This is a genomic window from Isoptericola dokdonensis DS-3 (assembly GCF_001636295.1).
In the GTDB taxonomy this organism is placed as follows: domain Bacteria; phylum Actinomycetota; class Actinomycetes; order Actinomycetales; family Cellulomonadaceae; genus Isoptericola; species Isoptericola dokdonensis.
Map to the genome: position 1 here is coordinate 119647 of NZ_CP014209.1, position 20597 is coordinate 140243.

Below are 20597 nucleotides of genomic sequence, written 5' to 3' on the forward strand. Positions count from 1 at the left end.
GCGGGCGCGAGACTCGGCAGAGTTGGCCGTTACTTCTTCTTGCCGGACTTGCCGGTGGACTCGTTCACCGTCGTGGACGGGTGCCGCTTCACCGTCGACTGCTTGACGAACCGGCCCGTCGACGCGCTACGACCACGCTTGGCTCCTGCCATCTGACTCACCCCCTCTCGCGCCGAAACTGACCCAGTGTTTCAATACTAACACCGTGTGCCGACGTCGCCGCAACGTTGCACTTGTGAGACACTGGATGAATGGCCAAGACAACGATCGACACGGCCGCGCTTTACGCCGCGCTTGATGCGGCTCGGACGCAGCGCGAGCTCTCATGGCGTGCCCTCGCCAAGGAGATCGGCGTCAGCCCATCCTTGCTCTCGCGAATCGGGAACGGGCTCAAGCCTGACACCGACGGTTTCGCGACGATCGTGGGATGGTTGCGTGTGCCCGCCGAACAGTTCTTCGAGGGTGTCGAGGGTGGTGCGACACAAGAGGCGCCAGACCTGATGGTTCAGCTCGCGCCTCTGCTTAGGGCCGACAAGAACCTGAACGAGACCGATGTCGAGTACCTGGAGCAGGTGATCGGCGCGACGATCAAGCGCGCCCGAGCCAAGGAATGAACATACGACGCGGCTTCAAGACCGAGGCCAAGTCCCTTGCGTTGGAACTGCGCACCGAGCTCGGGCTCGGGCCGTATGTCCCGTTCGACCCCTACGCGCTCGCCGCCGAGTACGGAATCAGCGTGGTGGCTCTCAGCGAGCTCGATTGCGCTGAGCGGGCGCATTTCCTGAAGCGTGACGGCAGCGCGCTCTCGGGGGCACTGATCCCCGACGGCACCTCGGTCATCATCCTCGACAACGACGCCCAGATGGTCGTCCGGCGCCGCACCACCATGAGCCACGAGCTCGCACATGTTGTTCTCGAGCATGCGTTCGGCCTCTCTCTTGCGGACGAGCGCAAGTGCGGGCTCGGCGGCGCCCAGGAGGAAGAAGCCGACTGGCTGGCCGGCGAGTTGCTTGTCCCATACGGGGCGGCACTCAGGCTTGCCCGCGCGGGAGCGACCGACGAGATCGTTGCCCAACGGATGGATGTCAGCCTTGCGGTCGCCCGCTGGCGGATGAACGGAAGCGGAGCCCGCAAGGTTGCCGCGAGGGCGCGCAGTCGTTGGGCGAGCACCCGTCGCTAGGCATCCATTCGCCCCCTCGTCCCACGATTCCGAAAGAGGTAGTCGCCCGTGGCAGAGCCGTTCGACCTCGGCAAGGCCTTCGGTGCCAAGCAGGAGCACATGCTGACCGGCCTTGGGCTCATGCCGAGCTTCACGGACCACCCGACATCGAAGGGCGACGCGACCGAGGGCCAATGGATTACCGTCCTCCAGGAGTTCCTGCCACGTCGCTACGGCGTGGGGCGTGTGTTCGCCATCGATTCCCGTGGCGGGCAGAGCCAGCAGATCGACCTCGCGATCTACGACCAGCAGTACTCACCGCTCTTCTTCGAGCAGGAGGGGCTGCGCTTCGTTCCCGTGGAGAGCATTTACGCGGTGTTCGAGGTCAAGCCCACACTCAACAAGGCCTACGTCGAGTACGCACGAACGAAGATCGCGAGTGTGCGATCGCTCCACCGGACCACGGTCCCGATCCGCCACGCCGGCGGCGAGTATCCTGCCCAGGACCCCGCGTCCAAGCCGATCATCGGCGGAATCCTTGCGACAGACTCCGAGTGGACCGACCTTAGCTCGGCGGCTGCGAGAGACGCCATTCTCGCCGGTGACGCTGCGGAGTCCCTCGACTTCGCGATCGCGGTCCGCCACAGTGCGGCCGAGCGGGTCCAAGGCGAATTGCACTTTGCTCCCACGGGGCAACACCTGATCTGGTTCGCGGTCCAGCTCTTCCAGCGACTCGCGAAGATCGGAACCGTGCTCGCTCTCGACCTTGACGCGTACGCAATCCCGATCCGGTCGGGTCAAGACATCGCGGTGTCCGACGACATCGGCCCCGCGTAGGGGCGCGACCGACAACCGCCCGAGACTGCGGGTGTGCGCGAAGGCGTGAGCGGGGGCGTGCGCCCAAGGGGCCTGCGAACACCCGTATCAGTATCTGGATGCCGATGAGGGCTCGCGTGGCGGCATGCAGGTCGCCGAACTCGGTGGTGATGTGTGTGTGGAAGTCGGTTCACGGGATTGGGTGATCCTAGGGCGTTTGTCGTTGCGGGAGGCCGAAGGTTGCGGTGACGGGCCTGTCATGTGTTGGACGGAACACATGTTGTGAAACTGTCCGCACCCCCTGATTCGAGTTGCACGCGAGTTGCACGGCCGCACGGAACGAGTTCAGAAACCGCGGAACTCAAATCCTGAGACCTCGGACTTGACAATCAACTTCTAGTGAGTCGGTCGGATCGGACATCGTCCGATCGCCAGGTCTGAGGCCCGGATCCGCGGAATGCCGCGGTCCGGGTCTATCTTTGTTCTGGGAGCGGTGGCGATGTCGCCTTCACCGGTTACCCTCCGATCATGTCTGACCCCGTGCGCCTGACCGGCGACGAGATCTTCACCGACGTCGACGCCACCGTCCGCGACTTCTGGGCCTACGCGCTCTCGAACCTGAAGGAGAACACCGCCCGCGGATACCTCGCCGAGTTCCTCGTAGCGCGCGCCGTGGGCGCGACAGGCCCACGCATCGAGTGGGATGCGTACGACGTTCTCGCTCCGGACGGCACCACGATCGAGGTCAAGACCAGCGGCCACACACAGGCATGGGAGCGTCGCGGCCCAGCCGTGCTGAAGTTCGGCGGCCTGCCTGGCGGCCAGGAGGCCACGAAGATCAAGCGTTCCTGGAGCGCAGCGACGGGCGAGACGATCGAAGCCTTCGTTGCCGACGCATATGTCTTCTGTGTCCAGACCACCACGACCGATCAGGAGTACGACGGCCTCGACATCGGCGCATGGGACTTCTATGTGTTGCCGGGCAGCCTGGTCGCCGAGAGCGGCCAGAAGTCGATGGTGCTCTCCACCGTGAAGAGACTCGGCGGTGAACGCTTCGGCTGGCGGGATCTCGCTCCTGCAATCGCCGCCAGTGCCGAGATGAACTCTACGTGGGGTCAGGCGGCGGGCGCTACGGCCGTCGTGGCTTCGGACCAGTAGGGCCCTCGTGGATCACCCGAAGCTGACACTGCGCACGGAAGTGCTCCGGGTACGCATCGCGGTAATCAGTCGCCTGGGGCCACACCGGTTGGCACGGGCAGGATCCCGGGGTTCCTGCAGGAGCTGGCCGAGCGCCACGGAGAGTGACGCCGCCGGGGCCCTGCGCAGTACGGTGGTCGGGTCCTGGTGGCGCGAGGAGCGGAGTCCTGGTGCGAGCGGTGCTGCAGGAGGTCTACGGCCCGCCGGGCGTGGTGCGCGTGGCCGACGTGCCGGAGCCGACGCCGGCGGACGACGAGGTGCTGCTGGACGTGCGAACGGTGTCGCTCAACGGGTCGGACCGCGAGAACCTGGCCGGTCGCCCGCTGTACTCACGGGTCGCGGGTCTGCGCCGTCCCCGGAACCCGGTGCCGGGCTCGGACGTCGCGGGCGTCGTCGTGGCTGCCGGTCCGGCCGTCACCGGTTTCGCCCCGGGCGACGAGGTGTTCGGCGAGCTGCCCGGCTATCGGGGCGGCCTGGCGGAGCGGGTGGCGACGTCGCCGCGCACCCTCGCGATCAAGCCGCCCGACCTGTCCTTCGTCGTGGCGGCGTCGATCCCGCAGGCGGGCTGCATCGCCTGGCGGGCGCTGCAGGGCGTGAGCGCGGGTGACCACGTGCTGGTCAACGGTGCGGGAGGCGCGGGCGGGGCGTTCGCCGTCGGGCTGGCGCGGCACCTCGGCGCGGAGGTGACGGCCGTCGACCTCGCGCGCAAGGTCGAGCACCTGCGCCGCCTCGGCGCGGACCACACGGTCGCCGCCGACGAGGACGACTGGGCCGCCCACCGCGACCGCTATGACCGCGTCGTCGACCTGGCGGCGCACCGCGCCCCGTGGCGGGTGCACCGGGCGCTGCGCCGCGGCGGCCGCTACCTCATGGTGGGCGGGCGCGCCGACCTGCTGCTGACGATGCCGACGCTCGGCGCGCTGATCGGGCGGGCGCGGGGCCGGCGGGTCGGCGTGCTCGTCGCGCCGCAGTCGGCCAGCGACCTGGCGGAGGCCACGGCGCTCGTGACGAGCGGCGCCGTCGTCCCGGTGATCGACGCCGTCTTCGGGCTGGAGGAGGCGCCGGCGGCCTTCGCACGCCTCGCGGCGGGGGAGAACCGCGGCAAGGTCGTCGTCGAGGTCCGCTGAACCCTGCCCTCGAGAGCCACGGCCGCCCGCCCCGCCGGCCCACGACGGTCAGGCGTGCCCGGCCTCGCCCTCGACGGTCTCCTCGAGGACCTCGGCCGCGGTGACGCGGCGCGCGCGCCGCAGCGACAGGTTCGCCACCACGGCGACGACGGCGACGAGCACGGCCGCGGTGAGCAGCGCCCGGTGCATGCCGGTGACGTACGCGTCTTCCAGCACGGCGCGCGTGGCGGCGTCGACGCCGTCGGGGAGGGTGGCCAAGGCCAGGCCGTGCGCGTCGTCGGGCGACAGACCGAGCCCCGCGGCGCCGGACGCGGTGGAGGCCGCGATGATCGCGGAGAGCACGGCGGTGCCGATCGCGCCGCCGAGCTGGATGCACGTGGCCTGGAAGCCGCCCGCCACGCCTGCGTACCGCAGGGGCGCGGAGCCGACGATGGCCTCGGCGGCGGCGGTCATCGTCATGCCGGTGCCGAAGGCGAGGAGCACGAACCCGACGGCCAGCATCCCGTAGGGGGAGGTCACCGTGGTGGTGAGCAGCACGAGCAGGCCGGCCGTGGTGAGGCTCAGGCTGACGGTGGCGGCCACCCGGGTGCCCGCCTTGGCGACGAACAACGCACCGATCGGCGCGGTGACGATCGACAGCGCGCTGAGCGGCACCAGCATGAGACCGGCCTGCAGGGGGTCCGCGCCGCGCATCCCCATGAAGAACATGGGCAGGAAGAACGTGACGCCGACGAGGACGAACATGTTCGCGACGAGGACCAGGCCGCCGGCACCGACGGTGGTGCCGCGGAAGATGTCCAGCGGCAGCAGGGCGTGCGGAGTGCGGGCTTGCAGGGCGACGAACCCGACGAGGAGCAGGACGCCCACGGCGAGGAGGCCGAGCGTGCGCGAGTCGCCCCAGCCCCACGACTCGGACTGCACGATGGTGAAGACGACGGCGACGAGGCCGAGGGCCAGGACGACGACGCCGCGCACGTCGAGCCTCGTCTCGCCGGGGAAGCTGGTGCGGGGGAGGAACAGGGCGGCCATGACGAGGCCGACGACGACGACGGGCAGGTTGATCCAGAAGACGGCCTCCCAGCCGAAGGCGCCGTCGAGGGCTCCGGCGACGGTCGGCCCGGCGGCGATGGCGATGGAGGAGACGCCGCCCCAGATGCCGACGGCCATGCCGAACTTCTCGCGGGGGAATGTGGCGCGGAGCAGGGCGAGGGTCTGCGGCATGAGGAGGGCGGCGCCGACGCCCTGGAGCACGCGGAAGCCGATGACCCCGGCGATGGTCCCGACGGTCGCGATGCCGACGGAGGCGATCGCGAACACGACGAGGCCCGCGACGAACAGCCGGCGATGCCCGTACCGGTCGCCGAGCTTGCCCGCGAGGATGAGGAAGACGGCGAGCCCGAGCAGGTAGCCGTGGGTGACCCACTGGAGCTGGGCGAAGCTGGTGTGCAGGTCGGCGGCGATGGACGGGTTGACGATCGACACGACGGTGGCGTCGAGGCCGACGAGGAACAGGCCGAACGACACGCTGAGGAGCACGAGCCAGGGGCGGCCCCGCAGGGGCGGCCGGGCGGTCGCCGTGGTGTCGGCGACGGTCGGGGTGGGCACAGCGGTGGTCATCGGGCTCCTTCGAGGGTGTCCGGCGGTCGGGGACGGCACGACCTGTCGGGCAGGACGACGCGACGGTCGTCGGCTGATAGTTATAGAACTATAACTATCAGCGAAGCCTAGGATCTGACCATGGACGACGAGACGCTCGTCACCCCCACGCCGGGGCTGACCTCAGGACTGGGCGGCCTCGCCGACGTCGTCGTCGAGCTGTCCCGGCACCTGGACCTGCGCTCGCCCGAGCTGCGCGGGATCGTCGAGCTCACCGGCACGGAGGTCGCCGTCATCCGCGCGATCCACCACCACCCGCGCACCTCGCCGTCCCAGGTCGCCATCACGACAGGCCTCGCGCGCAGCAACATCAGCACCGCGCTGCGCACGCTGGAGGCGCGTGGGCTCGTCGTGCGCGAGCACCCGCCGGGGGACCGGCGGACGGTCGAACTCGTCGCGACCGACCTCGCCGAGGAGAACGTCGCCCTCATCCACCGGTTCTGGGAGCAGCGGCTCTCCGCCGCCCCGCCGGACGTGCGCGCGGCCGCGCTGCGGGCGCTCCCCGCCCTCCAGGACCTCGCCGCGGCACTGGCCCGCGGCTGATCCTCGTCCGGCCGGCTCGACCTGTCCTCCGTCGACCTGGACGGCCTGCCGTGGCCGATCGCGGACCGGCTCAGCCGTGCAGCCCGGCGAGCACCTCGTCGCCATGGGCGGAGGGCGACGACAAGCGCCGGTCGCGCCCGCGCGGCTACGAGCCCAGGGAGTCGACGAACCGGACGCTGGCTGCGGAGATCTGGTCGCGCGCGTCGTCGTGGGTGATGGCCGGGTCGCCGTCGCCCGGCTGCGGGCCGTAGTCGGCGAAGTAGGCGTGCACGGCGCCGTCGACGACGGTGAAGGTGCTGCCCGCCGGGAGGTCCGCCCGGGACGCCTCGACCTTGGCCGGCGTGGACAGCCCGTCGCGCGACCCGGAGATCGACTCGACGGCGGCGGTGAGCGTGCCGCTGACGTCCCCGGCGGGGTACGACGCGTACAGCAGCAGCCCGGCGACGGGAGCGGACCCGTCGGCGTGGTTGTCACCCTCGTCGGCCTCGGACGACGCGACGACCCCGCCGAGCGAGTGCCCGCCCACGACCCACCGCTCGACCTCGGGGTGCTGCGCGCGGGCGTCGTCGAACGCGCCGGTGGCGAGGAACGCGATGCCGAGCGGTTGCTGGGCGATGACGACGGTGTGCCCGGCCTCGGCGAGCGGCCGCAGCACGGCCGCGTACGCCCGGGCCTCGACCTTCGCGCCGGGCTGGAAGAACACGGCGGTGCCGTCGCCGCCGTCGGCCGGGGCGAGCTCGATCCGGGTGGCGCTCGCGGTGACGGTCACCTCGCCGTCGGAGGTCAGGGCCGCGAGGGCCGGCTCGACGGCGGTGAACGGGCGCAGCCAGGCGGTCGCCGCGATCCACACGACGGCGCCGACGACGAGCGCGACGTCGAGGGCCCGCCGCCAGCCGCGATGCGCGCGCCGCGGGCGCAGCGAGCGCCACAGGACGAGCGCGCAGCCGAGCACGGTGAGCCCGAGCCAGACCGCGTACGCCGGGTGGCCGTGGACGACGGCTTCGCCCGCGGTCAGGCAGGCCCACGCCACGACGGCCAGCCCGGCGGTGGCGACCGCCCGGACCGTCCACGTGTGCCAGGCGGGCCGGGAGTCGGGGAGCGGTTCAGGTGCGGGGCGGTCGGCGCGGGTCACGACCCCATCGTCGCGGGTCGGCGGCGGTCGCGGGCCTCCCGTGCGGGTGGTCCTCGTCACGCGGGGTCGACCCGCGGCGCGACGTCCAGCGGGCACCCAGGCTCGTCGCGTATCGTCCTGCGTCCCGCTCCCAGCCCTCGGAGGCCCCGTGACCCCCCTCGACGTGATCCTTGTCGTGATCCTCGTGGTCGCGCTCGCGGCCGGGCTGAGCCGCGGCCTGCTCGCCACGCTGGGCGGACTGGTGGGCCTCGTGGTCGGGGGGATCGCCGCCTACCTTCTGGTTCCGCTGGTGCTGGACCTGCTGCCGACGGCGCAGTGGCGCGGGCCGGTGACCGTGCTCCTCGCCGTCGCGCTGCCGCTGGTGGGTGCGTCCGTGGGGTCGAGCGTCGGGCACAGCGCCCGGGCGCAGGTGGACCGCACCCCGCTGCGTCCCGTCGACCGTCTGCTCGGCGGCGTCGCGAACCTGCTGGTGGCCGTCCTCGCGGTGTCGTTCGTCGCCTCGACGATCAAGGCCGCCGGCATGCCCGTCCTCACGCCGGCGATCTCGTCGTCGGTGGTGCTGCGCACCATCGAGGAGAACACCCCCGACCCGGTGCAGCGCACGATGGCGCAGGCCCGGGCCGCCGTCCTCGACGACGGGCTGCCGCAGATCGACGCCCTGCTCGACCCGGCGCGCACCCGCACCGCCCCGGACGTCGACCTCGACGACCCCGCCCTGGAGGTCGCCGCGCAGTCCGTCGCCCGCGTCTGGGGGACGGCGTACGCGTGCGGGATCAGCTCGACCGGGTCGGGATTCGTCGCGTCCCCGGACCGCGTCGTCACCAACGCGCACGTCGTGGCGGGGGTCGAGCGACCCGTCGTCGAGCTGCCGGGACGCCCGGCGGCCGAGGGGCGCGTCGTCTACTACGACCCCGCTGCCGACCTGGCCGTGGTCGCGGTCGACGACCTCGACGGCGACCCGCTGCCCGTGGCGCCGACGCTCGCCACCGGCGACCCCGCCGTCGTGCAGGGCTACCCCTACGGCGGGCCCTTCACGTCGGTCGGCGCGGAGGTCCTCGACGTCGGCACGGTCCGCACGCAGGCCTCCGACGACAGCGGCGACGTCGAGCGGGACGTGTACGCGCTCGCGGCGCAGGTGCGGGCCGGCAACTCGGGCGGGCCGGTGCTGTCCACGGACGGCGAGGTCGTCGGCGTGGTGTTCGCCCGCTCCGACTCCGACGACGACCTGGCCTACGGCGTCACGACGACGGAGCTGATGCCGGTGGTGGCGCAGGCGCCCGACCTGGCCGACGCCGTGACTCCCGGTCGCTGCGCCGGCTGAGCCCCCGACCGGCCTCAGGCGTCCAGGTGCACCGGGTGGTGCTCGAACGCGGCGATGTCGTCCGACGTCGCGGCGAGCAGCCGGTCGGCGAGGTCGCGCAGGGCCCGGGCGGTGGCGAGCTCCTCGCCGATCTCCGGCACGGGCGGGTCGTCGGGGTTGCGGCGCGCCTCGCCGTGCGCCTCGAGCGTCGTGCCGGCCGACGTGGTGAGGACGGCGTGGGCCGTGGTGAGGCGGCCCTCGCGCACGAGGTCGTCGGCGTCGAAGAGCTGGACGGTGACGTTCCAGGTGTGGGTCATGGCAGTGCTCCTGTCGGGTGGGTCGGCGGACGCGCGGGGTCACGGCCGCCGAGGTCGAGGCGGAACGGCGGGTAGACGTCCGTCATGAGTGCCGCGTAGGCCGTCACGCGCCAGGCCCAGCGCTGCATCCCGACGACGAGGTCGAACATGCCGTGGGGGTACCGGCCCCGGAACAGCAGCACGACGGCGGCGAAGAGGACCAGCACCCCGACCAGGCCGACGTACGGCGGGGTGTCGACGACGACGGTCTCGCCGGACACGGTCTCGACGGTCTGGCTGCTGCCGGCGCCGAGGAAGAGCGCGACGACGACGTAGTGCGGCAGGGCGAGCAGCCACCACTTGACCAGCACGAGGCCGCGGGACAGCCGCCCGGGCTGCGCGATCTCGAGGTGTGCCGGGTAGTCGGGCACGTCGGCGAGGGTGAAGGGCGCGTAGCGGTCGGTCCCCAGCACGCCGTAGCCGTAGGCGGTGACGCGCCAGGTCCAGCGCAGCACGCCGACGTTGAACCGGAAGATCCCCGCGGGGTACCGGGCGGTGAGCAGGATCGCGAAGAACACGACCACGGTGAGCGCCCCGAACGCGATCCAGAGGAACACCAGGACGACGACGTGCGGGACCAGGAGGACCCACTTGACCAGCCACAGCCAGCGCGAGAGGTCTGCGGGAGCGCCCACGTCCACCAGGACGGGCGGGCCGACCGGCCGACGTCCCTCGGCGAGCACGGCGGACACGTCCGTCACCCCTTGCCGGTCACGAGCCGGACGAGCCCGGCCAGGATGACGAGCACGCTCCCGACGGCGCCGAGCACCAGCAGGATGCGCACGAGCAGCTCCCAGTCGAACGTCTGCCCGGGGAACGTGAACGGGAAGACGTTCCAGACCGTCACGATCGCGACGAGCCCGACGGCGGTGACGACGACGTCACCGAGCGCGCGCAGCCGCGGCGGGTCCGCGACGACGTAGACGAGCTGGGCGACGAGCCCGACGACGATCGCGGCGTCCACCGCGGGAAGGACCTCGACGGTCCGGGCCGTGAGGAACGGTGCGGACTCCCAGCCGGGCCAGCCGTGCAGCCCCACCAGGAGCAGGACCTGGACGGCCGCGCCGACGAGGTAGCCGGCGCGGCGGCTCCCGACGGCCGGTCGCGCGGCGGCGGTGGTGGGCGCCTCCATGACGGTCTCCGATCGCAGGCGGGACGGGCGGTCTCGCTCGATCGTCCCGCGCGGGGGCGCCGCCGGTCAGGGCCGTTGGTCCCGGCCCGGCCGGGACCTTCGCTGTCGCCGGACCGTGCGCAGCCGTGGAGCCGAACCCCGCCGGGGAGCATGATGGCTGCCATGAGCACCGACACCGGGCGGACCGTGACGCCGTTGGTCGACCTGCACGGCCGTTCCGCGTGGAGCGTGCTGCCCCCGCTGATCCTCGGCTTCTTCATGATCATGGTGGACACCACGATCGTGAACATCGCCATCCCGACGCTGACGGACGCGTTCTCCGCGTCGCTGGTCGAGGTGGGCTGGGTGAACAGCTCCTACCTGCTCACCTACGCGACGCTCATGCTGCTGGCGGGCCGACTGGGGGACCGGTACGGGCAGAAGGCGATCTTCGTCGCGGGACTCGTCGTCTTCACGGTGTTCTCGTTCCTGTGCGGGTTCTCCGGGGAGCTCGGCAGCACCCCGGAGATCGGCTGGCTCATCGCGTTCCGCGCCCTGCAGGGCATCGGCGCGGCCCTCATGACGCCGCAGACGATGTCGATGATCACCCGGGTGTTCCCGGCGCAGCAGCGCGGCGCCGCGCTGGGTCTGTGGGGCGCGACGGCGGGCGTCGCGACCATCACCGGACCCCTGCTGGGCGGTGTGCTGGTCGAGACGGTCGGCTGGGAGTGGATCTTCTACGTCAACATCCCCGTCGGGGTGGTCGCGCTGTGGTTCGCCGTGACCCGGCTGCCGCACCTCGCCTCGCGCGAGACGTCCATCGACGTGCTCGGCGTCGTGCTGTCGATCCTGGGCCTGGGGCTGGTGGTGTTCGGCCTGCAGGAGGGCTCGACCTACGACTGGGGCCACCTGTGGGGTCCGTTCACCGTCTGGAACGTGGTGGGTCTCGGCCTGGTGCTCGTCGGGGTGTTCGTGTGGTGGCAGCACCGGCTGGGCGACGTCGCCCTGCTGCCGCTGCGGCTGTTCCGCAGCCGGAACTTCTCGCTGGCCAACGTGGACGGCATGGCCGTGTCGTTCGCGATGATCGCGATCTTCTTCCCCCTGACGATCTTCCTGCAGTCCGTGCTCGGCCTCACGCCCATCCACGCGGCGCTCGTCATGGCGCCCGGCTCGCTGGTGTCGGGGGTCGTGGCACCGTTCGCCGGGCGGTGGTCCGACCGGGTGCCGGGCAAGTGGGTGGTGGCGGCGGGCTTCGCGGCGATCGCCGCCGCGGTGGGCTGGCTCGCGCTGGTCCTCGACCCGGCCGCGTCGCCGTACGTGCTGCTGGCACCGATGGCGCTGTTCGGCGTCGGCACGGGCCTGACGTTCTCCCCGCTGTCCAACCTCGCGACGTCGGGCCTCGACGCCCGCACCGCGGGGGCGGGGGCGGGCGCGTTCAACACCAACCGGCAGGTCGGCGGCGTGATCGGTTCGGCCGCCGTCGTCGCGCTGCTGTCCTCCCGCCTCGGGGTGACGATCCCCGCCGCCGCGCAGGACGCCGCGGCGGGGCTGCCCGAGCAGTACCGCGCCGCGTTCGTCGACGGCGTCTCCGCCGCCGCGGGCAGCGCCGAGGGGATGGGCCAGGGCGCGTTCCGGCTCCCGCCCGGCGTGCCCGACGACGTCGCCGCGCAGCTCGCCGCCGCCGCGCAGGACGCCGTCGGCACCGGCTTCGCGACGGCCGCCGCGCAGACCCTCCTGCTCGTCGTCGCGGTGCTCGTCGTCGGCGTCGTCTGCGCGGCGTTCATGTCCGCGGCCCCGGCGTCGTCCGCGGCCCCGGCGACCCCGGAGGCGCCGGCCCGACCGGCGGGGTGAGGCCGTGTCACGGGACGGTCGAGGAGTGGTCACGTCGTGGCCAGGCGCCGCGGCGCGCCGCGCGAGTCCGCGCGTGCGGGGTGAAGGTGTGGTGAACGTGAATACGGCGGGCGTGCCGGATGTTGGCACCACCGGCACCGCGGGGGCAGGATCGATCGCGGCGCGCGGCCCCCGCACCACGAGGGCTGCACGACGCGGGCCGCACCACCGCCCCCGGCCGCAGCGGACCCGCTGCGACACCCGAGCGAGGACAGGACGAACCACAGGCCATGACTGATCTGCTGTACGTGAACGGCGGCACGCCGCTGCAGGGCACCATCTCGGTGCGTGGCGCGAAGAACTTCGTGTCGAAGGCGATGGTGGCCTCCTTGCTGGGCGAGTCCCCGAGCGTGCTGCGCAACGTGCCGCAGATCCGTGACGTGGGCGTCGTGTCCGGCCTGCTGGAGCTGCACGGCGTGGGGGTGAAGTACGACCCCGAGGCGGGTGTGCTGGACCTCGACCCGTCGGACGTCGAGGCGGCGCACGTGGCGGACATCGACGCGCACGCGGGCTCGAGCCGCATCCCGATCCTGTTCTGCGGCCCGCTGCTGCACCGGCTGGGCGAGGCGTTCATCCCGGACCTGGGCGGCTGCCGCATCGGTGACCGGCCGATCGACTACCACCTGGAGATCCTGCGCCAGTTCGGCGCCGTGGTGGACAAGCGCCCCAACGGCATCCACCTGCGCGCCCCCCGGCGCCTGCAGGGGACGAAGATCTCGCTGCCGTACCCGTCGGTCGGCGCGACGGAGCAGCTGCTGCTGACGGCCGTGCGCGCGGAGGGCATCACCGAGCTCACCGGCGCGGCGACCGAGCCCGAGATCATGGACCTCATCGCGGTGCTGCAGAAGATGGGCGCGATCATCTCGGTGGACACCGACCGGGTGATCAAGATCGAGGGCGTGGACCGTCTCGACGGCTACTCGCACACCGCGCTGGGCGACCGGATCGAGGCGGCGTCGTGGGCGTCGGCCGCGCTGGCGACCGGCGGCGACGTGACGATCAAGGGCGCGACGCAGCCCGAGATGATGACGTTCCTCAACACGTTCCGCAAGGTCGGCGGGCAGTTCGACGTCCAGGAGGACGGCATCCGGTTCTGGCACCCGGGCGGCGATCTGCGCTCGATCGTGCTGGAGACCGACGTGCACCCCGGCTTCATGACGGACTGGCAGCAGCCGCTGGTGGTCGCCCTCACGCAGGCCACCGGCCTGTCGATCGTGCACGAGACGGTCTACGAGAACCGGTTCGGGTTCACCGAGGCGCTGCGCCAGATGGGCGCGACGATCCAGGTGTACAAGGAGTGCCTCGGCGGTGGCGCGTGCCGGTTCGGCGCCCGCAACTTCCACCACTCCGCGGTCGTGTCGGGCCCGACGCCGCTGGAGGCCGCGGACATCGAGGTGCCGGACCTGCGCGGCGGGTTCTCCCACCTCATCGCCGCGCTCGCCGCGAAGGGCACGTCCACGGTGCGCGGGATCTCGCTCATCGACCGCGGCTACGAAGCCTTCCAGGACAAGCTCGTCGCCCTCGGCGCCGACGTCGCCCGCGGCTGAGACCACCGGCCCGCCCGCCGTCGGACCCGGCGTCCGCACGGCGGGCGGGTAGGCTCTGGACCCGTGCCGAAAGCCAGACCCGAGTCGCGTCTCTACCGCCTCATCGCCGTCGTCGTCCGCAACTCGATGTTCGCGATGTGCCGGTACGAGTGGAGCGGCGGTGAGAACCTGCCGGCGTCCGGCGGGTTCATCGCCGCGGCGAACCACGTCACCGAGCTCGACGCGCTGACGTTCGTCCACTACCTGTTCGACCACGGCTACGAGCCGCGCGTCATGGCGAAGAAGAGCCTGTTCACCGCCCCGGTGCTCGGCGGCGTCATGCGCGCGACGAAGATGATCCCCGTCGACCGCGGCAGCGCCGCCGCCGCGGAGTCGTTGGAGCGCGCGGGCCAGGAGCTCGGCGACGGCGCCTGCGTGGCGATCCTGCCCGAGGGCACCCTCACCCGGGACCCGGACCTGTGGCCGATGGAGCCGAAGACCGGTCTCGCCCGCGTGGCGCTGGTCACCCGGCTCCCCGTCGTGCCGATCGCCCAGTGGGGCGTCACCGAGATCCTGCCGCGCTACGGCCGGTGGCTGAAGCCCTTCCCGCGCAAGCGGGTGCAGGTCCGGGCCGGCAAGCCCGTCGACCTGTCCGACCTCTACGACCGACCGATCGACTCGGCGACGCTGCGCGAGGTGATGAACCGCGTCATGGACGCCGTCACCGCCGAGCTCGCCGTGCTGCGCGCGGAGCAGCCGCCCGCGCGGCGCTTCGACCTGCGCAAGCACCCCGACCACGAGGAGAAGAAGATGCACTACCCGCCGGTGGAGCGCCCGTGAGCGGCGTGAGAGCCGCCGTCCTCGGCTCGGGCTCCTGGGGCACCACGTTCGCGATGGTCATGGCCGACGCCGGCTGCGACGTCACGCTGTGGGGCCGCGACGAGGCCGTGGCGCGCGAGGTCGCCGAGCAGCACAGCAACACCAAGTACCTGCCGGGCGTCGAGCTGCCCCCGATGTCCGCGACGACGGACGCCGCCGCCGCGCTCGCCGGGGCCAGGATCGTCGTCGTCGCGATCCCCTCGCAGGTCTCCCGCGTCACCCTGGAGGGCCTGCGCGAGCACTTGGAGCCGGACGCCGTCGTCGTCTCCCTCATGAAGGGCGTCGAGCTCAGCACCGACAAGCGGATGAGCCAGGTCGTCTCCGAGGCGCTCGACATCCCGCTGGAGCGGGTGGCCGTCGTGTCGGGGCCCAACCTGGCCAAGGAGATCGCGGCCCGGCAGCCCACCGCGACCGTCGTGGCGTGCCCGGACGAGGACAACGCCCGGCTGGTGGCCGAGGCCTGCTCCAACACGTACTTCCGCCCGTACACCAACACCGACGTCGTCGGCGTGGAGCTGTGCGGCGCGGTGAAGAACGTCATCGCGCTCGCGATCGGCATGGCGCAGGGCCGCGGCTTCGGCTGGAACACCACCGCGACCGTCATCACGCGCGGTCTGGTGGAGATCACCCGGCTCGGGCGCGCGCTCGGCGCGCAGCCGGAGACGTTCGCCGGCCTGGCGGGCATGGGCGACCTCGTGGCGACCTGCGCGTCCCCGCTGTCGCGCAACCACACCCTCGGCAAGCACATCGGGCAGGGCATGACCCTGGACGAGGCGCTGGTCGCCACCGGCACGACCGCGGAGGGCGTGAAGTCGTCCCGCTCCGTGCTGGAGCTCGCCGAGAAGCACGGCGTCGACATGCCCATCACCGCGGGCGTCGTCGCGGTGCTGCACGAGGGGCTCTCCGTCGAGGAGATGGCCCGCGCGCTGCTGTCGCGCCCCCAGAAGGCCGAGGGCGTCGTCTCCTGACGCACCCCCCGCACGACCCCCGGGCGGCGGTCGGTCAACGCTGGACGTCGACCACCACCGCCAGGGGGTCGTCGTGCGTCTGCACCCGGAACGGCCGGGCCTGCCCGGTGACACCGACGAACGCCGTCGTGGCGCCCTCGAACACGAACCGGTAGACGACCTCCGCCACCGCCACCGCCTCGCGGGTGCCGGCGACCGGGTCGCCGCCGTACTCGGTGACGCCCGAGTCCATCGGCATCGCGGTGCCGGTCAGCGCGACCTCCAGCACGGCGTCCCCGGCGACCGGGACCACGTCGCCCGTGCCGGCGTCCAGCGCCTCGTCGACGTACCCGACCCGCCAGCCCGGCGTCCCGTCGCCGTCGAGCGCGAGCACCACGCGGTCGAACCCGTCGTGCTCCTCCACCGTGACGTCGGTGACCGTGAGCAGCTGCGCGCCGCCCGGCTCGGCCACGGACGTCTCCGCCGGGTCGGTGAACGACGCGCCGTCGTCGGCGGGGGCGCTGCCGGAGGTCGTGCCGGAGGGCGCCGCGGCCGACGACGAGGGCCGCACCCCGGAGCCGTAGCCGGGCAGGTCGCTGCCCTCGCAGGCCGCCAGGAGCAGCACCCCGGCCACGGCGATCGCCGCCGTGCGGAACCGCGTCGTCGTCATGGGGACCTCCCGTCGTCGGGGCCCTGCCGGCCCGTCACCCGAGCCTAGGCCGAGGGCCGGGCCACCACACCCGCTCCCGGCGGGGAGGGTCAGCCGCCGACGACGTCCAGCGCCTGGGCGAGGTCGGCCCAGAGGTCCTCGACGTCCTCGATCCCGACGGACAGCCGCAGCAGGTCCTCGGGCACGGTGACCGACTCCGTGGCGAAGCGTCGGCGACGCTCCAGGGTGGACTCCACGCCGCCGAGGGACGTCGCGGGCACCCACAGCCGCAGGGCGGCGACGAGGGCGTCGGCCCCGGCCGCCCCACCGGCGGGACGCAGCCCGACGATCCCGCCGAAGCCGTTCATCTGCGCGGCGGCGCGCTCGTGCCCGGGGTCGGTGGGCAGCGAGGGGTGCCGCACCTCCACGACGCCGGGGTGCTCGGCGAGGCGCCGCGCCAGCTCGGCCGCGTTCGCGTTCGACCGCTCGACGCGCAGGTGCAGGGTGCGCAGGCCGCGCAGCGCCAGGTAGACCTCCATCGGGCCGGCGATCGCCCCGTGCATGGTGCGGTAGGCGCGCACGTCGGCGGCGGTGGCGTCGTCGTCGGTGACGACGGCACCGAGCACGACGTCGGAGTGCCCGGCGAGGTACTTCGTCACCGAGTGCACGACGACGTCCGCGCCGAGCGCGAGCGGCTGCTGCCCCAGCGGGGTCGCGAACGTGTTGTCGACGACCGTGCGGACGCCGCGGGCGCGCGCCTCGGCGAGCAGCCGCGGGAGGTCGGCGACCTCGAGCATCGGGTTCGTGGGGGACTCGGCCAGCAGCACGGTCGCACCGTCCAGCGCTGCGACGACGGCGGCGGTGTCCGCGACGTCGACCCGGCGCACCTCGACGCCGCGGCGGGCCGCGCGGTCGTCGAGGAAGCCGAGCGTCGCCTGGTACGAGTGCCGCGGCACCACGACGACGTCGTCCGCGCCGAGGTCACCCAGCGCGGCGGCGATCGCCGCCATGCCGGAGGCGAGCACGATCCCGTGGCGGCCGCCCTCGAGCGCGGCGAGCGCCTCCTCGAACGGCTCCCACGTCTCGGTGCCCATCCGGGCGTAGAGGCGGGCGCCGGCGGGGTCGCCCGCGGAGACGTACGTGGAGCTCAGCACCACCGGCGGGTTGACGGGCCCGCCCTGGACGCGGGGCGGGCGGCCGGCGGTGACGGCGATGGTGCCGGGCGCCGGGTGGCGGGAGTCCGAGGGGGAGGCGTGCTGCGACGACATGGGCGTCAGCCTACGTCCGTGCCACGGTTGCCCGGGGCGGCGTCCGGGGCGTCAGCGCGGCTCGACCAGCCGCGCCAGGAGCTCGACGAGCAGCCGCTCGGCGACGGGGGCGGGCAGCGTCTCGACGGCGGCCAGCAGGGGAGCCATCGGCCCGACGCCGGGGCCGTCGTCCCCGATCCGGGACGGGTCGAGGCCGAGGCCGCCGAGCACGGCCCCGGCGGTCGCGGAGTCCAGCGGACCAGCTCCGGTACCCGCGTCGGCACCGTGCCCGGCGCCGCCCGACAGCGCGGCGGCGAGCGGCGCCACCACGGCGCCGGCGTCCGGGCGCGGCGTGCCGCGCACGTCGTCGGCCGCCGCCACCAGCGCGGGGACCAGCGCGTCGAGGACCCGCTCGGTCACGGGCGTCACCGTGAGGTGCGTGGTGTGGGGGAGCACGGTCCCGTCCGGCTGGGCGCACGACGGCTGCGCCTGGAGCACCCAGCCGTGACCGGCGACGGCGTCGGCCCACACGTGCGGGTCGACGCGCCGCTCGGGCGCCACCGTGTCGTCGGTCGCGACGGCGAGCAGCGGGCCGGTCGGGTCGCCCACGACGCGCAGCCCCTCGATCGCCCGGACCGCCTCCACCAGCGCCGCCGTCGCGCGGTACGAGCGCCCGGCGAGCTCGGCGAACCCGTCGTGCCCCAGGGCGTGCGTGATCGCCCACGCGGCGGCCAGCGGCCCGCCCGAGCGCGAGCCCAGCAGCGTCGGGTTGACCACGGGGTAGCCGGGCCAGCGGGTGGTCGCGAAGTACTGCCCGCGCTGGCGGTCTCGGCCGCGGTGCAGCAGCACCGAGACACCCTTGGGGGCGTACCCGTACTTGTGCAGGTCCACCGACAGGCTCGTCACGCCCGGCACCCGCAGGTCCCAGGCCGGCAGGCCCGGCCAGAACGGCAGCGCCATCCCGCCGATGCACGCGTCCACGTGCACGGGGATCCCGGCGGCGCTCGCGGCGGCGGCCACCTCGACGACGGGGTCGAGCGCGGCGTGCGGGTACGACGGCGCGGAGACGACGACGAGCGCGACGTCGTCGCCGAGCCGCTCGGCCACGGTGCCGGCGGCCACGGCACCGTCGTCGCCGACGGGCAGCAGGTCCAGCGCGAGCCCGAAGTAGTGGGCGGCCTTCTGGAACGCGGCGTGCACGGTGACGGGCGCGACGAGGCGGGGGCGCGCGGCGCCCGGTTCCAGCCCGCGGGCGGCGAGCCAGGCGTCCCGGGCGGTCTTGACGGCGAGCAGGCAGCTCTCGGTGCCGCCGGACGTCACCGTGCCCACGACGTCGTCGTCCCCGCCGAGCAGCGTGCGCGTGAAGGCGACGAGGTCGCGCTCGAGGGCCGCCACGGAACCGAACGTCGTCGGGTCGAGGCCGTTGACGGGCTGCATGGTGCGGATCGCGGCCGCGGCGAGCTCGTCCAGCTCCGGCTCGCCGGAGTCGTAGACGTAGCTCAGGACGTGCCCGCCGTGCGTGGGCGCGTCGCCGGCGCGCAGGGCGTCGAGCCGCGCCAGGACGTCGGCGGGAGCGGTGGCGAACCTCATGCGGTCTCCTCGGGGAGGGCCGCGGGTCGCGCGGCGTCGATGTCGGCCTTGCGCAGCGGGTAGCGGCGCAGGGTCAGCAGGCTGAGCGCGACCAGGACGGCCGGCAGGACGGAGAAGGCGAGCACGATGCCGAGGACGGCGGACTCGGGCTGGGCGACGTCCTGCCCGGCGCGGGAGGACACGTACCCGGTGGCGGCGAGCGTCACCGACATCACCGTGGTGCCGAGCCCGAACCCGGTGGTCTCCCCGGCGGTCCAGAGCCCCGAGAACGCGCCCGCCCGGCCGGGGCCGCGGGTCGCGGCGTCGTGGGAGACGACGTCGGGCAGCATCGCCATCGGCAGCGACTGGAGCCCGGCGTACGCGGCACCGGCCACCGCGACGACGGCGTACACCCAGGCGCCCGGCGCCCACGCCAGACCGACCAGGCAGACGGCGGCCACGGTGAAGACGACCGAGGCGACGAGGAACGCCCGCTCCTTGCCGACGCGGTGCGCGACCGCACCCCACACCGGCGCGAAGACGACGGCGGGGGCGACGAGGGCGGCGAAGAGGAACGTCACCGCGGCCTCGTCGTGCAGCACCCACCGGGCCACGTACTGGGCGCCGGCGAGCATCGTGCCCGTGGCCAGCGCCTGGAGGACGAACGTCGCCAGCAGCAGCCGGAACGGCCGGCTCGCGCGCAGCGCCTCGACGCCGTGGCGGTACGACGCGCCGACGCGCCGGTGCCACGGGGCGCCGACGACCGGGCGGACGCCCTCGGCCCCGGCCGCAGGACGGCTCGCGGGGGCACCGGCGGGCGCCGCGGTGACGTCGCGACGACGTTCCACGCCCGCCGCGACGAGCAGCGAGGCGCCCAGCACGAGCCCCGCGACGGCGGCCATGAGCAGGTAGCCGTCGTGCTCGTCCGGCACCACCGAGCGCAGCGCGGGGGCACCGCCCCCGAACGCGAGGATCGAGACGGTGAGCACGACGACGCGGGCGGTGAGCAGCCGGGTGCGCTGACCGTAGTCGTCGGTGAGCTCGGCGGGCAGGGCGATGTAGGGGACCTGGAAGAGGCTGAACGCGGTGGCGGCGGCGAGGAACGCGAGCAGCACCCAGGCCGCGCCCGCACCAGGGCTCCACGACGCGGGCACCGCGAACGTCAGCAGGAAGAACACCGGGAGCGCCACGCCGCCGACGACCATCAGCCGCCGGCGGGTGCCGCGGCGGGCCCGGTCGGTGTCGCTGGCCGTGCCGATGACCGGGTCGATGACGACGTCCCACACCTTGGCGAGCGTGACGATCAGGCCGGCGGCCAGGGCCGCGACCCCGAGCGTGTCGGTCAGGTAGTAGACGAGCACCAGGCCCGGCAGCGTGCCGAACCCGCCGGTGCCGACCGAGCCGGTCGCGTAGCGGGCGACGGTGCCCCGGCCGAGAGTCATGGCGGGCATCCTAGGCGACGTGCCGACACCCCCGTGACCCCCGCCCGGCCG

21 protein-coding genes are annotated in these 20597 nt (G+C 73.4%); 11 read left to right on the forward strand and 10 right to left on the reverse strand.

What is annotated here, in order from left to right:
• Positions 1–29: 29 nt before the first annotated feature.
• On the reverse strand, positions 30–152 hold the full coding sequence (locus tag I598_RS18245) for a hypothetical protein (protein WP_257722473.1): 123 nt from the start codon (positions 150–152) through the stop codon (positions 30–32).
• A gap of 99 nt (positions 153–251) precedes the next feature.
• On the opposite strand from I598_RS18245, the gene I598_RS00525 reads away from it, so the two are divergent.
• The 5 genes from I598_RS00525 (at position 252) to I598_RS00545 (ending at position 4299) form a co-directional block, all read left to right on the forward strand.
• Positions 252–614, forward strand: coding sequence for a helix-turn-helix domain-containing protein (locus I598_RS00525; protein ID WP_068200274.1), 363 nt, complete (start codon positions 252–254; stop codon positions 612–614).
• The gene (locus I598_RS00530) at positions 611–1180 is read left to right on the forward strand and encodes an ImmA/IrrE family metallo-endopeptidase (RefSeq protein ID WP_068200277.1); all 570 of its coding nucleotides are present in this window, start codon (positions 611–613) and stop codon (positions 1178–1180) included. The genes I598_RS00525 and I598_RS00530 overlap by 4 nt, the downstream gene beginning before the upstream one ends.
• Positions 1181–1228: 48 nt before the next feature.
• Complete coding sequence (locus tag I598_RS00535; RefSeq protein WP_068200280.1) at positions 1229–1996, forward strand: DUF6602 domain-containing protein; 768 nt, start codon at positions 1229–1231, stop codon at positions 1994–1996.
• A gap of 507 nt (positions 1997–2503) precedes the next feature.
• Entirely contained in the window at positions 2504–3133 is a 630-nt protein-coding gene (locus tag I598_RS00540) for a hypothetical protein (protein WP_068200283.1), read from the forward strand.
• A 209-nt stretch (positions 3134–3342) separates the two neighbouring features.
• The gene (locus tag I598_RS00545; RefSeq protein WP_068200286.1) at positions 3343–4299 is read left to right on the forward strand and encodes an NAD(P)-dependent alcohol dehydrogenase; all 957 of its coding nucleotides are present in this window, start codon (positions 3343–3345) and stop codon (positions 4297–4299) included.
• Positions 4300–4347: 48 nt separating this feature from the next.
• Here I598_RS00545 and I598_RS00550 read toward each other — a convergent pair whose 3' ends face one another.
• The gene (locus I598_RS00550) at positions 4348–5916 is read right to left on the reverse strand and encodes an MFS transporter (RefSeq protein ID WP_068200288.1); all 1569 of its coding nucleotides are present in this window, start codon (positions 5914–5916) and stop codon (positions 4348–4350) included.
• Positions 5917–6036: 120 nt separating this feature from the next.
• Here I598_RS00550 and I598_RS00555 point away from each other — a divergent pair, with 120 nt between their 5' ends.
• Positions 6037–6498 carry a MarR family winged helix-turn-helix transcriptional regulator gene (locus tag I598_RS00555; protein WP_068200290.1) on the forward strand — a complete coding sequence of 154 codons (462 nt, stop codon included), beginning with the start codon at positions 6037–6039 and terminating at the stop codon, positions 6496–6498.
• A 145-nt stretch (positions 6499–6643) separates the two neighbouring features.
• Here the strand turns inward: I598_RS00555 and I598_RS00560 are convergent, their stop codons facing one another.
• Positions 6644–7630, reverse strand: coding sequence for an alpha/beta hydrolase (locus tag I598_RS00560; RefSeq protein WP_157557109.1), 987 nt, complete (start codon positions 7628–7630; stop codon positions 6644–6646).
• Positions 7631–7778: 148 nt separating this feature from the next.
• Here I598_RS00560 and I598_RS00565 point away from each other — a divergent pair, with 148 nt between their 5' ends.
• Positions 7779–8951: a MarP family serine protease gene (locus tag I598_RS00565; protein ID WP_068200292.1), complete on the forward strand. Its 1173-nt coding sequence runs from the start codon at positions 7779–7781 to the stop codon at positions 8949–8951.
• 14 nt (positions 8952–8965) lie between these two features.
• Here the strand turns inward: I598_RS00565 and I598_RS00570 are convergent, their stop codons facing one another.
• From I598_RS00570 to I598_RS17970, 3 genes are read right to left on the reverse strand one after another with little or no spacing between them, the layout of a single operon-like run.
• Entirely contained in the window at positions 8966–9247 is a 282-nt protein-coding gene (locus I598_RS00570) for a DUF1876 domain-containing protein (protein ID WP_068200294.1), read from the reverse strand.
• On the reverse strand, positions 9244–9978 hold the full coding sequence (locus tag I598_RS00575; RefSeq protein ID WP_232314220.1) for a DUF4389 domain-containing protein: 735 nt from the start codon (positions 9976–9978) through the stop codon (positions 9244–9246). Before I598_RS00575 ends, I598_RS00570 begins: the two co-directional genes overlap by 4 nt.
• A 5-nt stretch (positions 9979–9983) precedes the next feature.
• Positions 9984–10418 (reverse strand): hypothetical protein, encoded by a 435-nt coding sequence (locus tag I598_RS17970; RefSeq protein ID WP_068200299.1) that lies wholly within the window; start codon positions 10416–10418, stop codon positions 9984–9986.
• A 162-nt stretch (positions 10419–10580) separates the two neighbouring features.
• Between I598_RS17970 and I598_RS00585 the strand changes: the two genes are divergently transcribed.
• The 4 genes from I598_RS00585 to I598_RS00600 all read left to right on the forward strand — a co-directional run bounded on the left by I598_RS00585 (position 10581) and on the right by I598_RS00600 (position 15660).
• The gene (locus I598_RS00585) at positions 10581–12248 is read left to right on the forward strand and encodes a DHA2 family efflux MFS transporter permease subunit (protein ID WP_083972737.1); all 1668 of its coding nucleotides are present in this window, start codon (positions 10581–10583) and stop codon (positions 12246–12248) included.
• Between the two features lie 269 nt (positions 12249–12517).
• Positions 12518–13834: a UDP-N-acetylglucosamine 1-carboxyvinyltransferase gene (gene murA / locus I598_RS00590; RefSeq protein ID WP_068200302.1), complete on the forward strand. Its 1317-nt coding sequence runs from the start codon at positions 12518–12520 to the stop codon at positions 13832–13834.
• Positions 13835–13897: 63 nt separating this feature from the next.
• On the forward strand, positions 13898–14653 hold the full coding sequence (locus I598_RS00595; RefSeq protein WP_068200305.1) for a lysophospholipid acyltransferase family protein: 756 nt from the start codon (positions 13898–13900) through the stop codon (positions 14651–14653).
• A 5-nt stretch (positions 14654–14658) separates the two neighbouring features.
• A complete protein-coding gene (locus tag I598_RS00600) occupies positions 14659–15660 on the forward strand; it encodes an NAD(P)H-dependent glycerol-3-phosphate dehydrogenase (protein ID WP_068204664.1) in 1002 nt (333 codons plus the stop codon).
• 34 nt (positions 15661–15694) lie between these two features.
• On the opposite strand, the gene I598_RS00605 is transcribed toward I598_RS00600, so the two are convergent.
• The 4 genes from I598_RS00605 to I598_RS00620 all read right to left on the reverse strand — a co-directional run bounded on the left by I598_RS00605 (position 15695) and on the right by I598_RS00620 (position 20546).
• Positions 15695–16309, reverse strand: a complete 615-nt coding sequence (locus tag I598_RS00605) for an AMIN-like domain-containing (lipo)protein (RefSeq protein WP_068200308.1) — start codon at positions 16307–16309, stop codon at positions 15695–15697.
• Positions 16310–16398: 89 nt separating this feature from the next.
• Positions 16399–17556: a trans-sulfuration enzyme family protein gene (locus tag I598_RS00610; RefSeq protein WP_068200312.1), complete on the reverse strand. Its 1158-nt coding sequence runs from the start codon at positions 17554–17556 to the stop codon at positions 16399–16401.
• Positions 17557–17607: 51 nt separating this feature from the next.
• Entirely contained in the window at positions 17608–19125 is a 1518-nt protein-coding gene (locus I598_RS00615) for a pyridoxal phosphate-dependent decarboxylase family protein (protein ID WP_068200315.1), read from the reverse strand.
• Entirely contained in the window at positions 19122–20546 is a 1425-nt protein-coding gene (locus tag I598_RS00620) for an MFS transporter (protein ID WP_232314221.1), read from the reverse strand. Before I598_RS00620 ends, I598_RS00615 begins: the two co-directional genes overlap by 4 nt.
• Positions 20547–20597: the final 51 nt, after the last annotated feature.